Annotated in this window: 11 protein-coding genes; 10 read left to right on the forward strand and 1 reads right to left on the reverse strand. The window is 59.7% G+C overall.

The annotated features are described in order from the left end of the window. Nucleotides 1-32 precede the first annotated feature (32 nt). The 4 genes from FXO11_RS01760 (at nt 33) to FXO11_RS01775 (ending at nt 4947) form a co-directional block, all read left to right on the forward strand. A complete protein-coding gene (locus FXO11_RS01760) occupies nt 33-1832 on the forward strand; it encodes an acyl-CoA dehydrogenase (protein ID WP_148861291.1) in 1800 nt (599 codons plus the stop codon). A gap of 82 nt (nt 1833-1914) precedes the next feature. Further along, nucleotides 1915-3021 carry a zinc-binding dehydrogenase gene (locus FXO11_RS01765; RefSeq protein WP_148861292.1) on the forward strand — a complete coding sequence of 369 codons (1107 nt, stop codon included), beginning with the start codon at nt 1915-1917 and terminating at the stop codon, nt 3019-3021. A 21-nt stretch (nt 3022-3042) separates the two neighbouring features. Next, nucleotides 3043-4458 carry an aldehyde dehydrogenase family protein gene (locus FXO11_RS01770; protein WP_148861293.1) on the forward strand — a complete coding sequence of 472 codons (1416 nt, stop codon included), beginning with the start codon at nt 3043-3045 and terminating at the stop codon, nt 4456-4458. 57 nt (nt 4459-4515) lie between these two features. Beyond that, a complete protein-coding gene (locus tag FXO11_RS01775; RefSeq protein ID WP_148861294.1) occupies nt 4516-4947 on the forward strand; it encodes a hotdog fold thioesterase in 432 nt (143 codons plus the stop codon). A gap of 86 nt (nt 4948-5033) precedes the next feature. Here the strand turns inward: FXO11_RS01775 and FXO11_RS01780 are convergent, their stop codons facing one another. After that, nucleotides 5034-5660: a QsdR family transcriptional regulator gene (locus FXO11_RS01780; protein WP_202980269.1), complete on the reverse strand. Its 627-nt coding sequence runs from the start codon at nt 5658-5660 to the stop codon at nt 5034-5036. A 138-nt stretch (nt 5661-5798) separates the two neighbouring features. On the opposite strand from FXO11_RS01780, the gene FXO11_RS01785 reads away from it, so the two are divergent. From FXO11_RS01785 to FXO11_RS01810, 6 genes are all read left to right on the forward strand, one after another. Further along, the gene (locus tag FXO11_RS01785) at nt 5799-7388 is read left to right on the forward strand and encodes a histidine kinase N-terminal 7TM domain-containing diguanylate cyclase (protein ID WP_148861295.1); all 1590 of its coding nucleotides are present in this window, start codon (nt 5799-5801) and stop codon (nt 7386-7388) included. Nucleotides 7389-7737: 349 nt separating this feature from the next. Continuing rightward, nucleotides 7738-9054, forward strand: coding sequence for a DUF1329 domain-containing protein (locus FXO11_RS01790; RefSeq protein ID WP_227546010.1), 1317 nt, complete (start codon nt 7738-7740; stop codon nt 9052-9054). A gap of 70 nt (nt 9055-9124) precedes the next feature. Next, nucleotides 9125-10735, forward strand: a complete 1611-nt coding sequence (locus tag FXO11_RS01795; protein WP_148861296.1) for a carboxylesterase/lipase family protein — start codon at nt 9125-9127, stop codon at nt 10733-10735. Nucleotides 10736-11055: 320 nt separating this feature from the next. Then, on the forward strand, nt 11056-12030 hold the full coding sequence (locus FXO11_RS01800; protein ID WP_148861297.1) for an NAD(P)H-dependent flavin oxidoreductase: 975 nt from the start codon (nt 11056-11058) through the stop codon (nt 12028-12030). 16 nt (nt 12031-12046) lie between these two features. After that, entirely contained in the window at nt 12047-12946 is a 900-nt protein-coding gene (locus tag FXO11_RS01805; RefSeq protein ID WP_227546011.1) for an SMP-30/gluconolactonase/LRE family protein, read from the forward strand. Between the two features lie 132 nt (nt 12947-13078). Continuing rightward, nucleotides 13079-13693 carry an outer membrane beta-barrel protein gene (locus tag FXO11_RS01810; protein ID WP_148861298.1) on the forward strand — a complete coding sequence of 205 codons (615 nt, stop codon included), beginning with the start codon at nt 13079-13081 and terminating at the stop codon, nt 13691-13693. The last annotated feature ends 98 nt before the right edge of the window (nt 13694-13791 follow it).

A 13791-nucleotide genomic window follows, 5' to 3' on the forward strand; every position in this document is an offset into this window, starting at 1 on the left:
TGGCGGCTTTCCAATAAAAAGAGATCAAAGCCATGCAGCGCATCATCAACCCCCAGGATCTGGCCTTCCAACTCTTCGAACTCCACCGCACCGAAGACGTGCTGAAGTACGACCGCTACGCCGATCACAGCCTGGACACGCTCCAGGCCGCACTCGATCTGGCGTTGAAGGTGGCGGCGGAAGAATTCGCGCCACACGCCCGTCTGGTGGACGAGGAAGAGCCCACCTTCGAGAATGGTCGCGTCACCATGCGGCCCGAAGTCAAGAAGGCCCTGGATGTGCTGCGTGAGACCGGCCTGATGGCTGCCGGACAGAGCTATGAGCGCGGCGGTATGCAATTGCCCGCCGCCGTGGCGCAGATGTGCGTGGGTCTGCTCAAGGGCGCCAATGTCGGCACTCAGGGCTACGCCGGCCTGACCATTGCCGCTGCCAACCTGATCCTGACCTGCGGTTCCGAGGAGCAGAAAGAGCGTTACGCCAATCACATGCTGGCGGGCCGCTTCTTTGGCACCATGTGCCTGACCGAGCCTCACGCTGGCTCGTCCCTGGGCGACTTGCGCACCCGTGCCGAGCCCCAGAACGACGGCAGCTACCGGCTCAAAGGCAACAAAATCTTCATTTCCGCCGGCGACCATGAGCTGAGCGAGAACATCATCCACATGGTGCTGGCGCGGCTTCCGGATGCACCTCCGGGTGTGAAGGGGATTTCCCTGTTCCTGGTGCCCAAGTTCCTGGTCAACGAGGACGGTAGCATCGGCGAGCGCAACGATGTCGCCCTGGCGGGCCTGATCCACAAGATGGGCTACCGCGGCACGACGTCCACCATGCTCAATTTCGGTGAGAAAGAAGGCGCTGTCGGCTATCTGGTGGGCGAGCCGCACAAAGGGCTGGCGGCCATGTTCCACATGATGAACGAGGCACGGATAGGCGTGGGCCTCGGCGCGGTGATGCTGGGCTACACCGGTTACCTGCATGCGCTGGATTATGCCCGGGATCGCAACCAGGGGCGCCCCATGGGTGAGAAGGACCCGGCAACGCCCCAGGTGCCGTTGATCCGCCACGCCGATATACGCCGCATGCTGCTGACCCAGAAAGCCTACGTCGAAGGCGGCTTGTCCCTGTGCCTGGAAGGCGCGCGCTTGGTCGACGAGAAGAAATTCGCCAAGAGCGACGCCGAGCGTGAGGAAGCTGCCGGGGTACTGGATCTGCTGACGCCACTGATCAAATCCTGGCCGTCCCAGTTCTGTCTTGAAGCCAACAGTTTGGCGATTCAGGTTCACGGAGGCTATGGCTATACCCGCGAGTATCCGGTGGAGCAGTTCTACCGCGATAATCGGCTGAACCCGATTCACGAGGGCACCCACGGCATCCAGGGACTCGACTTGCTAGGCCGCAAGGTCCTCATGGCCAACGGTGAGTATTACAATGCCTTGATGGGCAAAATGCGCCGCACCATTGGCGAGGCGCAGGACATGCCGGAACTGAAGGACAATGCCGAACGTCTGCAGGTGGCCATGGCGCATATGACCGAAGCCACGGACGCCATCAACAAGGTAAGGGCGTCGGGCGAAGTCGAGCGGGCGCTGGCTAATGCATCGCTCTATCTGGAAGCCTTCGGTCACACGGTGGTCGGCTGGTTGTGGCTGCGCCAGGCTCAAGTGGCCACGCAGGGTATCGCCAACGGCGGGCCCCAAACCGAGGAATTCTATCGCGGCAAGCTCAAGGCGTGCGATTACTTCGCCCGCTACGAACTGCCGCGGGTAGCATCGCTGGCGGGGCTGCTGGCGGAGGTCGATGGTACGGCACTGAGTATTGCGGATACCGAATTCTAAGGACTGCCGCTACGGCTTTTTCAAACGAATTCACGGCATCACAGAGAACCTTACAGATAACCATAAAAAGGGAGAATAGATCATGACGCGTGACGCAAAGGCTGTTGTCTGCCGGGAATGGGGTAAACCCATCACGGTGGAAACCATCAAGGTTGCCGCACCCAAACGCAATGAAATCACCATCAAGGTGGCGGCCTGTGGTGTGTGCCACAGTGATCTATCGGCCACCACCGGCAAGATCCAGTATCCGCCGCCCCTCGTCCTCGGTCACGAAGCCGCCGGTGTGGTGATTGAAGTCGGCGAGGGCGTGACCGATTTCCAGGAAGGCGACCATGTGGTCAGTTCGTTCATCTCCATGTGCGGTAAATGCCGCCAATGCGTGCGTGGCCGGCCGGTACTGTGCGACAACGCGAGCAAGGCCATGTTCACCCTGCCCGATGGCACCGTGCGGACGACCGACGCCGACGGCAACGACCTGAACGTCTTCGGCGCCTGTGGTGTGATGGCGGAATACGCCACGCTGCACGTGGACAACGCGGTCAAGATCGAACAAGGCGTGCCGCTGCAGAATGCCGCTCTGGTCGGCTGTGCCGTGATGACCGGCGTGGGTGCGGTGTTCAATACCGCCAAGCTTGAGCCGGGCTCGCGCGCTGCGGTCTTTGGCGTCGGGGGCGTGGGCCTCAACGCGATCCAGGGCTGTGCCACCGCCGGTGCCGAGATGATCGTCGCCGTCGATACCAGCGACAAGAAGCTGGAGATGGCGAAGGAATTCGGCGCCACCCATACCGTGAATATCAACGAAGTGGACGATGCGGCCAAGGCCGTGAAGAAGCTGACCGGCGGCGTCGATTACGCCTTCGAATGCGTCGGTGCGGGCGCGGTGGCGGCGCAGGCCTACAAGTGCCTTGGCCGTGGCGGCACGGCGGTAGTGGTCGGCGTGGCCGATCCCAAGGACAAGACCGAGATTGGCACCCTGTCCCTGCCCGCCGACGAGCGTACGCTCAAAGGCAGCTGGTTGGGTTCGGCCCGTCCGCAGCACGATTTCCCCCGTATCATTGCCCTGTACAAGGCGGGCAAGCTCAAGCTCGACGAGCTGATTACCCAGACCTATAGCATCGATGAGGCCCCCCAGGCCTTCGACGACATGGTCTCCGGCAAGAACGCCCGCGGCGTGATCGTCTTTGAATAAAATCCACTTGGAGAGATGAAGATGAAGAACCTGAGTAAGCTCTACATCAACGGCCAGTGGGAAGACTGGAGCGGCGATACCTTGGACGTGTACGAAGCCGCCACCGGCGAGGTGATGGCCAAGGTGCCGGCCGCCGGTCGCGCCGACATGGAGCGGGCCATCGAAGCGGCTCATAACGCTTTCGAGAGCTGGTCCGAAACAGCCCTGGACGAGCGTCTGAAGATTCTCAAGCAGCTGCTGGACGGCCTGAAGGAGCGCGCACCGGAAATCGCCGAAACCGTAAGCCGGGAAGTGGGCATGCCGGCCAAGCTGGCGGGCCAGATCCAGGCGGGCATGCCGATCGTGACGACCAAGTCGTACCTGGAAATGCTGCCGGACTTCCCGTTCAGTGAGCAGGTGGGTAACTCCGAAGTCCAGTACACGCCGGTCGGCGTTGTCGGCTGTATCACCCCCTGGAACTATCCGCTGCATCAGGTGATGCTGAAAGTGGTTCCGGCCATGGCGGCGGGCTGCACCGTGGTGCTCAAGCCCAGCGAAATTGCGCCGGGCAGTGCGTTTATCCTGTCCGAGATTCTCGACGGCACCGACCTGCCCAAGGGCGTGTTCAACATGGTCTGCGGCCTGGGTCAGGACGTAGGCGACACGCTCATCAAGCACCCGCAGGTGAGCATGGTGTCGTTCACCGGCTCCACCCGTACCGGCCATCTGATCGCCCACGCCGCCGCCGACGACTTCAAGCGCTACGCCCTGGAAATGGGCGGCAAATCGGCGTCGGTGATTCTGCCCGATGCGGACCTCAAAGCCGCTGTGAAGGGCACGATTAATAACTGCCTGCTCAACTCCGGCCAGACCTGCACCGCGCTGACCCGCATGCTGGTACCGGCGGACAAGCATGACGAGGCCTGCGAACTGGCTGCCGAAGTCGTTGCCAAGATGACACCCGGCAACCCGCTGGAAGAAACCACCCGTCTGGGGCCGCTGGCGTCCGCTCAGCAGCGCGACAAGGTGTTTGAATACATTCGTCTGGGTATCGAAGAGGGCGCCACGCTGGTTGCCGGTGGAGCTGACGCCCCGGAAGGCTTGGAGAAGGGCTACTTCGTCAAAGCGACCGTGTTCGGCAATGTGAAGCCGGATAGCCGCATTGCCCAGGAAGAGATCTTCGGGCCGGTGCTGTGCGTGATTCCTTACAGCGATGAAGCCGAGGCGGTAAAGATCGCCAATGGTACGCCGTTCGGTTTGTCCGGGGCGGTCTGGTCCGGCGATGCCGACAAGGCGAAGAAGATCGCCGGCAAGTTGCGTACCGGTCAGGTGTTCGTCAATGGCGGGGCTTTCAATCCGCAGGCACCGTTTGGCGGCTTTGGCCATTCCGGTGTGGGTCGGGAATTCGGAAAATGGGGTCTCGAGGAATTTCTGGAAGTGCGTTCTCTCCAGCTGTAATCGGTGCTTTAATAGGTGCCTATTTTAATAGGTACCTAGCTTTCCTGGAGGCAAATAATGAGCAGTGTCTGGACCCATACCCCGACCATGGAAGAAATGCAGGCTCACAGCGATAATACTGCTGTGAGCACCATGGGTATCGAATTCCTGGAAGCGGGGGACGATTACCTCAAGGCGCGGATGCCAGTGGATCAGCGCACCGTGCAGCCGTTCGGCATTCTCCATGGCGGCGCTTCCGTGGTGCTGGCGGAAACCCTGGGTAGCGTCGCGGCCAATCACTGCCTGCGCAAGCCCACCCAGGCGGCGGTGGGTCTGGAAATCAACGCCAACCACATCCGCTCGGTAGCGTCCGGCTGGGTCTACGGCACGGCGCGGCCCCACCATATCGGTGGCTCGACTCAGGTATGGGAAATCCGTATCGAAGATGAGCAAGGCCGGCTGACCTGTCTTTCCCGCATCACCATGGCGGTGATTAACCGGCCGGGTTGAGTTTCTAAAGACCCGCGCCTGAATTCGAGCAAGCGAAGCGTCCTGGATGGGACTCTTCGCTTGCTTTCCCAGCGCTTATAGTCCCGTCAGCCCGGCTGGCCACCCAACAGAATACGCACGGCTTTACAGGCTTCCTCCAGCTCCTCTTCCTGCGGTTCGCGTCCACAAATGACGTCGCTGTATAGGCACGACTCGGCCAAACGGACCATGAAGTAGGACAGGCTCTCGGTTTTCATGGCGGGCTGCTTCAAATGCCCGGCGTCGATCTGTTCCCACAACATGCGGGTATTGGCCTGGACGACCCGGTTGTGGATCGTGGAACTCGCAGACGTCAGTATACGCAGCGCGTATTCCGGATCCTGGCTGATAAATCGCCGCAACGCGGCATCGTTCAGCAGTGTGGCGTTGATACGGTGGTACACGCCGACGACATGCTCGATGCCATTGCCGGAGACTTTCCGGCGGGCGCGCTCACGCAGCGGTGCATACAGGGACCACAAGATTTCTCCCAGCAGCAGGTCCTTATTGCCCACCCAGCGGAATAGGGTGGCGCGGCCGATGTTCAGTTCCACGGCAAGGGAGGCCAGGTGAATGCGCTCGCCTTTCAGCCAGTGGTCGCGCGCCTTGCGAAAGGCATCGTCCGGCGTTGCGCGGGTGGTGCGTAATGACGACTCAGACAGCGCCGCGTCAGCGGAATTTACGTGCTTCGTCACAATCAGATGATCCTCTTAATACCCGGTATTTTTTAATTATTTGCAATCAGTATACATTTTCGAATTCACTTGCCGAACCGGACATGCCAATTTGGTCTTAAATATAAGACTGAAGTACCTGACGCAAAAGGTTTACTGATGGCCGTTTTTATCTCGGCGCTCTTCATTTGTTGTTTGGCTACGCTGGCAATGGCCTACAGCGCCTATACCCGCCGCCAGTCGAAAGGTGCCGTATCGGTCCTCGTGCAGATGCTGGGACTGAGTTGGTGGACCTTGTGTTATGCCCTCCAGCTCATCAATTCCTATTTTCCGGGCAGTCTGCCCGAGCTTTCGAACGATCCGCTTTTCTGGTTCAAACTGTTATTTCTGGGCGTCGTCGTACTGCCTGCCGGTTTTTTAGTGTTTATCCTGCAATACACGGGGGTGGTCGAAAGCGTCGGCCGCCGGCTGTTACTGGCGCTATCGATCATGCCTGTGGCGACGTTGGTGGCCATTGCAACGGACCCGCTCCATGGATGGTTCATCGGCGGATTCGAGCCGGGCACAGGCGAGATTTTCCAGGGTGGCCCAGCGTTTTGGGTTCACGCGGCCTACTCCTACTTGCTGGTGCTGCTGGCGGACATTCTTCTGCTGCGTTTCGTGCTGGTGGCGTCGCCGGTATTTAGACGGCAGGCGTTGATCCTGCTGGCGGGTGTCCTGATGCCCAGCGTTGCCAATATCCTGTCGATCTTCCACATTTTGCCGGAGCCGTTCGAACGCCTGGATTATTCGCCGTTTGGCTTTCTTGTTGCCGCTATCGTCATGCTCTACAACGTGCGGCGGCGCGGTTTCCTGACATTGATGCCCATCGCCCGAACGCGCATTGTCGAGCATATGGAAGACACTGTGCTGGTAACGGATCATCTGCAACGCATTACCGACTTCAACCCTGCTGCCAAGGCACTGTTCGGATCCAGAAACAGAATGCTGGAGCACGGCATGCAACTCGAAGTGCTGGTGCCTGAACTGACGACCTTCGCCGACAAGGACATGGAAGCCGTCAAGCTGCAGGACGAAGGTGCGGATGATCTCGATCTCAATGTCCAGCATACGCCGCTGTTGTCGGAACGAGGAGGGCGGCTTCTGGGTCACGTTATCGTGCTGCGTGACGTGACCGAATTGCGACGCTTGTTGACGGACTTGCGCGAGCAGCTACGCCAGAACGAGCGGCTCAGGCAGGTTCTCAAGGAGCAGGCCATCCGCGACCCGCTAACCGACCTGTTTAACCGGCGCTGGATGGAATTGACGCTGGATCGGGAGCTGGCCCGGGCTCAGCGTGAATCCGGCTTTGTAGTGGTTTGCCTTTTGGATATCGACCACTTTAAGGCCATCAATGACACGCACGGGCACGACGCCGGCGACCGTGTGCTGCGTACCTTGGCAGACCACGTCCGGACCGCAATACGGGCCATGGATGTGGGTTGTCGCTATGGTGGCGAGGAATTCCTGATCATCCTTCCGGGCGCTACGCTGGCCCAGGCCAAGGAAAAGATCGATGCGTTACGGAGACGTTTCGCGGCGCATTCGTTTGCGCCGGACGGGCCTGAATCGGTCACCTTCTCGGCTGGCCTCGCGGCGTTCCCCGCGCACGGTGTTGAACGCCCCGGGCTTATCAAGCGTGCCGACGAGGCGCTATACAGCGCCAAAGGCGCAGGCCGTAACCAGACCATTTGCGCCGATACCCTGTAGAGCCCTATAGAGAGCGCTGTCTAAGTCTATGGGCAATACCTTAGCCGTTTAGGATATCGCCCGTCCCCCCTCCCTGAAAATTCCCGGCTTTGTCGGTCCTCCCCCAAATTGTGAAATAACATTTCTCTGTTCATCGAAATTTTGAAATTTGTGTCAAATTTTAAAATGCAGTGCCATTTCCGGTTGGCAAGAGCTACTAATGAGACTAAATTAACAAATGTCTCATCTGAGTCATCCAAGACCAACAACAAGGACCAGAATGATGCGCTGTACCGACACCCGAAAACTGAGGGGGCTCTCCTCTTCTATCTTATTTGCCCTGCTTGCTTACACGGCTCCAGTCTCTGCAATGGTGACCGTCGATCAGGCGGACCAGCTAGGCCGAAATCTCACGCCCTTTGGCGCCATCCGTGCCGGTAATGCCAGCGGGACCATCCCTGCCTGGACCGGCGGTTATACCGGTCGTCCCGACGGCTACAAGGGTACCGGTCAGCATCACGTCGACCCCTATCCCGAGGATCGGCCGTTCTACCAGGTGAACCTTCATAATCTGGAGGATTACCGGGCCATCGTCGGAGACGGCGTGGCGGCGCTGATGCAGACTTATCCGGCCACCTTCCAGGTGAACGTATACCCGACGCGCCGCTCCCACTCGGCCCCCGAGCAAGTCGCTGCCAATACCTGGAAGAACGCGGTCCGGGCTCGTCTGGTGGCGGACGGCAACGGTATTGCCGGCGCTTATGGCGGCGTGCCTTTCCCGATTCTCACGGGGTCCAATGCCGAGCAGGCCAAGCAGGTCATGTGGAATCACCTGACCCGCTGGCGCGGGATCTACACGGAGCGGACTTCGGCGGAAGTCGCCGTCACCCAGGACGGGAAGTACATGCCGGTCACCCTGCGCCAGGAAGTGGCCTTCAATTTCTATAACCCGAAGGCCGATGCCACCTCTCTGAACAATACGCTGTCGTACTACTTGTCGACGGTAACCGCGCCCAAACAGTTTGCCGGTGGCGGTATCCTGGTTCACGACACTCTGAATCAGGTGCGCGAAGAGCGTAAAGCCTGGGGTTTTAATGCCGGCCAGCGCAAGGTGCGGCGTGCACCCAGCCTGGCTTACGACTCACCAATCGCCTCGGCAGCTAATCTGCGAACGGTGGACGACACCGACATGTTCAACGGCGCCCTTGACCGCTACGACTGGCGTTACGTCGGCCTCGAGGAAATGCTCATCCCCTACAACAACTACCGGATCGGCACGTCCGGCCTGCCATTCGAAACTATCCTCGACACCCATCACCTGAATTCGGATTTGGTGCGCTGGGAGCTGCATCGGGTGCATGTGGTGGAAGCCACACTGAAGGATGGCGCCCGTCACATCTACAAGAAGCGCCGCTTTTATCTGGATGAAGACAGCTGGAACGTCGCCATGGTGGATCAGTACGACGCCAAGGGCGATCTATGGCGGGTCAGCCTGGCGATGCTCAAACATTTCTACGACCTGCCGGGTGTTTGGACCGACCTGGAGGCCTTCCACGACCTCAAGGAAAAACGCTACAACGTGCAGGGGCTGAACACCGAGCTGCCGGCCACGCGGGTATTTACCAGCACCCCGCCCGACGACCGTTATTTCTCTCCCGCGTCCCTGCGCAGACGGCTCGGGCGCTGAGAGTGGCGCCTCTCCACGAGGCGCCCAACAAGAAGCTACCTAAAAAACAACAGCAAAAAAGGAAAGTGCGATGAATGAGACATTCAAAAGAAGCCGCCGCTGGCCGCTGGTTCTGACGCTGATGTGCTCTTTGGGCCTGGTGGCCTGCGGCTCCGACGACGATGAACCTGAGCCCCAGGCCGTACCCGAACCCACGGTGCGTGAAACCGCCGAAGGTCCGGTCAAGGGCGTTGAAGAAGTTTATGGCTACTCGTTTAAAGGCATTCCTTACGCCGCCGCGCCGGTTGGCGAGCTGCGCTTCGCCGCGCCCCAGTCGGCGCCCGAGCGTGACGATACCCTGGACGCCGGAGCATTCGGTAACGATTGCCCGCAAAGTGGAGGCGCTGTGGGCGAAGCGGCCGTCAACGAAGATTGCCTGTTCCTGAATATCTACACCCCGGACGACAGCACTGAAGCGACGCATCCTGTGATGGTGTGGATCCATGGCGGGGCCTTTGTCAGTGGCTCCGGCGGCGCCAGCTATAATCCGTCGCGGCTGGTAGAGGAGGGCGTGACCGTCGTGACGTTGAATTACCGGCTGGGCGCATTGGGCTTTATGGCATCGCCCGCCTTGAGCGCGGAGCAAGGCGCCTCCGGCAACTACGGTCTGCTAGACCAGAAAGCGGCGCTGGAGTGGGTTCAGCAAAACATCAGCCACTTTGGCGGCGATCCCGAACAAGTCACTATCTTCGGTGAATCGGCTGGCGGCCATAGTGTGATGTCGCTGTTGGTGTCGCCCCAGACCGAGGGTTTGTTCCATCGAGCGATTGTCCAGAGCGGTTCGTATTCGCCGGACAAGCTCGCCCTGGACGCTGCCGAAGCGAAAGGGACCGACTTCATGAGTGCTGTCGGCTGCAGCGACGTGGACTGTTTGCAGGCGTTGAGCGTCGAAACGATCCTGTCCAACCAGGCGCTCGTGAATGAGGGTTTCGGCCCGCTGCCGATCTTCGCGCCGAATGCGCCGATCCTGACCCAGTCGATCCGGAGTTCTCTGGCGTCCAGCGCTTTCAACAAGGTTCCGGTCCTCATGGGTACCAATCGTGATGAATACACGCTTTTCACGGCACTGAGCCTCGTTCCCAATCTGGATGCCGCGCCGATCCCCGAGACGGATTACGAGGCTGAGGTCCAGAAAAGCTACGGCCCCACGCTGGCGCCAATGTTGGTCAATCTTTATCCACTGTCCGACTACGACGTTGCCGATCCCGTCCGTCAGGCCACGGCGGCCATGGCGACCGATGCAGGATTCGCGTGTAGTGCATTGACGATGGCAACCGATTTGGCGAAGGAAGTCACCACTTACGTCTACGAGTTCGCTGATCGCGACGCACCGCTGAATCTGTTGCCGGCCCGCCCCGCTAACTTCGAACTGGGCGCGGCCCACGCCTTCGAGATCATCTACGTGCTCAATACCGAAGAGGTCATGCGCCAGCGGGGTGCTACCGACGCCCAGGTGGCCCTGTCTGAACAGATGATCGATTACTGGACCAGTTTCGCCAAGAACGGCACGCCCAACGAAGCCCAATGGGCAACGTTTGGCCATTCAGGCGAGCTGCTGGAGTTGAATACGCCTGCCAACCAGCCGTTGGCGGCTGCGGATTTCAGCAGCGCGCACAAGTGTTCTTTCTGGACAAGTTTCTAAACGAAGAATTCGGGACAGCTGGCCGGTTGGTAAGCGTACCTGCTGGCTATCCCGGATAGCGGTGCAGCGTCTACTCCATGCGCTGGGCCTGGATTTGGCCGCCGGAAAGCCGTTTCTGCGTCTCGGCTGATGGCCGGCGGCCGATGTCCCCTTTGGGACAAGTACGCCCCCGTGCTTGTCCTTTTTTTATGCCGATTTGCTTTCCTGCCCTCAGCAAACTCAAGACAGGCGAAACGTTGATTCTTGTAGCGTTGCTGTTAATAATGAAATCGAGTTTCAATCAATAAAATGTGCGAGTCACTACCGACATCGGGGAATCCATGAAGACGAGAATCACCGAGCTGTTCCAGATCGAACATCCCATTATCCAGGGCGGCATGCACCATGTGGGCTATGCCGAGCTGGCGGCCGCCGTCTCCAATGCCGGGGGCTTGGGCATCATCACTGGCCTGACGCAGCCCACCCCTGAAGATTTGGCCCGTGAAATCGCCCGCTGCCGGGAAATGACCGACAAGCCTTTCGGCGTCAACCTAACCTTCCTGCCCAGCTTCAAGGCGCCGCCCTATCCAGAATATATCCAGGCGATCATCGAAGGCGGCGTAAAGGCGGTAGAAACCGCCGGTCGCAGTCCCGAGCAATACATGCCGACCCTCAAGGCCGCCGGTATCAGCGTGATCCACAAATGCACGTCCGTGCGTCATGCCCTGAAGGCTGAAAAAATCGGTTGCGACGCTGTGAGTGTTGATGGCTTTGAGTGTGGCGGCCATCCCGGCGAAGACGACATTCCCAACTTCATCCTACTGCCTAGAGCAGCGGAAGAGCTGAGCATTCCCTTCGTCGCTTCCGGTGGCATGGCCGACGGCCGCAGCCTGGTTGCGGCGATGGCTCTCGGCGCCGAAGGCATGAATATGGGGACGCGATTCATTGCCACGACCGATGCGCCGGTCCATGACAACGTCAAGCAGGCGCTGGTTGACGCTGACGAGCGCCAGACCCGTCTGATCATGCGCAACCTGCGCAACACCGAGCGGGTGATGAAGAATGCGGCGGTGGACGAGATCGTCCGTATCGAACAGCTCAAAGGCGAGGCCGTCGCCATCGACGATATTCGTCACCTGGTCACGGGTGTGCAGGGCCGCAAGGTATTGCAGGAAGGCGACATGGACGCAGCGGCCTGGAGCTGCGGTATGGTGGCAGGATTAATTCACGATATTCCCAGCTGCGAGACACTGATCAGCCGTATCATGGACGAAGCGGAAACCATTGTTCGTCAGCGTTTGAGTGGCTTTCTTTAGGCCCTAAGGAGGGGTTATGGCAGGGACAATGCAACGATTCGTCGAAGGCGGCACCTTCTTTGAAGGTCCACGCTGGAAAGATGGCCACTGGTGGGTGTCGGATTTTTACAGCCATGCGGTCAGCAAGATTTCCCCGGACGGTCACATGGAAACCGTCTGTGAAGTCCCGGGCCAACCTTCGGGCCTGGGGTGGATGCCGGATGGTTCGATGCTCGTGGTCTCGATGCTGGACCACCGGGTGTTGCGGTGCTGGCCGGACGGTCGCATCGATACCCACGCCGACCTGAGTGAGTTCGCTACCGGTCACGCCAACGACATGGTGGTGGCCGAGGACGGCACGGCCTGGGTGGGGAACTTCGGCTTCGACCTGATGGCGGGCGCCGACCTGCACCCGGCCAGTCTGGTGCGTATTTCACCGGAGGGCAGCGTGTCCCTCGCGGCGGACGATCTCTATTTCCCCAACGGCGCGGTGATCACACCGGATAATAAATCGCTAATCGTCGGCGAAACCTTCGGCAATCGCATGACTACGTTCACTATTGCCGACGATGGCGAACTGACCGATCGCCGGGCCTGGGCGGCTTTTGGTCCGCGACCGGACCCCGGCCCGCGGGCCGAGCTCCTGAATCAGTTGGAGGTCGGGCCGGATGGTTGTTGCCTGGATGCGGAGAATCACCTTTGGATCGCCGATGCTTTCAACCAGCGCTGCATCCGAGTGGCGCCCGGCGGCGATATCGTCGACGAAGTAAAGACGCCGGATGGGCAGGGTATTTTCGCCTGCATGCTGGGTGGCGAGGACGGCCGCACATTGCTGATGTGCGTCGCCCCGGATTCCAGCGCCAAGCGCCGCAGCCAAGTCCGCGAGGCCAGCTTGTGGACCGCCCGGGTCGACGTGCCTCATGCCGGGCGGCCGTGACCTGTGAATAGATAACAGGTTTTTACATATTGTAGCGCCGGACCTGCGGTTCTGTCGGGAGCAAGTCGCTAAGATAGCGGAGCCCTGTTGTAGGCAGGGCATGATGTTGCTCTCGATACAATAAGGATCCCCATGAACGGAAAAAATGTGATGCGCTCAGGTGTTCTGGCGCTGGCTGGTGTTGTGTGTATTGGTGGTACTCAAGCGGACGAAGCGAGGGGCTACGCGGGTATTTCCGCTGGCCAGGCACGGCTCACCGATTTTTGCGACGATTTCACATCGGACGTTAGTTGCGACGATTCGCCGTTGGCGATTCGAGCCTATGCCGGCGCATCGCTGGACAAATACATCAGTGCCGAAGTCGGTTTCACCTACGTCGACGACGCCGATATTTCAGCTTCTGTAGGCGGTGGTTTCCTCGAGGCGACGGGTGACCTGAAAACCCTGGACGGAACCTTGCTCTTCGGCACATCCCGGGAAAATGACCTGCGGGCATTTGCCAAGGCAGGCGTGGTATTTTGGCACTACGGTCTCGAGGGCGAAGTCAGCGCGCCCGGTTTCCTGCTTCGGGGTGATGAAGAAGAGTCGGGACTTGGTTTTCGGACCGGCCTTGGGGCCAGTTACGCCGTGAACGACGGCATCGCTATTCGTCTAGACTGGGATTACATCGCAAAGGTGGGTGATGATGAAACCACCGGTGAAACCGCTGTGCACATGTTCAGCATTGGTCCGCAATTCTCGTTTTAACCGAGCATCACTTAACGGACACATCTCGCGGTGTGTCCGTCACTACTTTTCAATATTCAGTTGTTCCGCAGTCCCACGGGCTTTCCGGTCGCAGTGTC

Origin of the sequence: Marinobacter fonticola (genome assembly GCF_008122265.1) — a bacterium.
Taxonomy (GTDB): Bacteria; Pseudomonadota; Gammaproteobacteria; order Pseudomonadales; family Oleiphilaceae; genus Marinobacter_A; species Marinobacter_A fonticola.

Bases quoted from the DNA above. Each gene is read 5' to 3' on its own strand.
- FXO11_RS01810 (WP_148861298.1), top strand. From the start codon at position 13,079: ATGAACGGAAAAAATGTGATGCGCTCAGGTGTTCTGGCGCTGGCTGGT.
- FXO11_RS01775 (WP_148861294.1), top strand. From the start codon at position 4,516: ATGAGCAGTGTCTGGACCCATACCCCGACCATGGAAGAAATGCAGGCT.
- FXO11_RS01785 (WP_148861295.1), top strand. From the start codon at position 5,799: ATGGCCGTTTTTATCTCGGCGCTCTTCATTTGTTGTTTGGCTACGCTG.
- FXO11_RS01765 (WP_148861292.1), top strand. From the start codon at position 1,915: ATGACGCGTGACGCAAAGGCTGTTGTCTGCCGGGAATGGGGTAAACCC.
- FXO11_RS01795 (WP_148861296.1), top strand. From the start codon at position 9,125: ATGAATGAGACATTCAAAAGAAGCCGCCGCTGGCCGCTGGTTCTGACG.
- FXO11_RS01790 (WP_227546010.1), top strand. From the start codon at position 7,738: ATGGTGACCGTCGATCAGGCGGACCAGCTAGGCCGAAATCTCACGCCC.
- FXO11_RS01770 (WP_148861293.1), top strand. From the start codon at position 3,043: ATGAAGAACCTGAGTAAGCTCTACATCAACGGCCAGTGGGAAGACTGG.
- FXO11_RS01805 (WP_227546011.1), top strand. From the start codon at position 12,047: ATGGCAGGGACAATGCAACGATTCGTCGAAGGCGGCACCTTCTTTGAA.
- FXO11_RS01800 (WP_148861297.1), top strand. From the start codon at position 11,056: ATGAAGACGAGAATCACCGAGCTGTTCCAGATCGAACATCCCATTATC.
- FXO11_RS01760 (WP_148861291.1), top strand. From the start codon at position 33: ATGCAGCGCATCATCAACCCCCAGGATCTGGCCTTCCAACTCTTCGAA.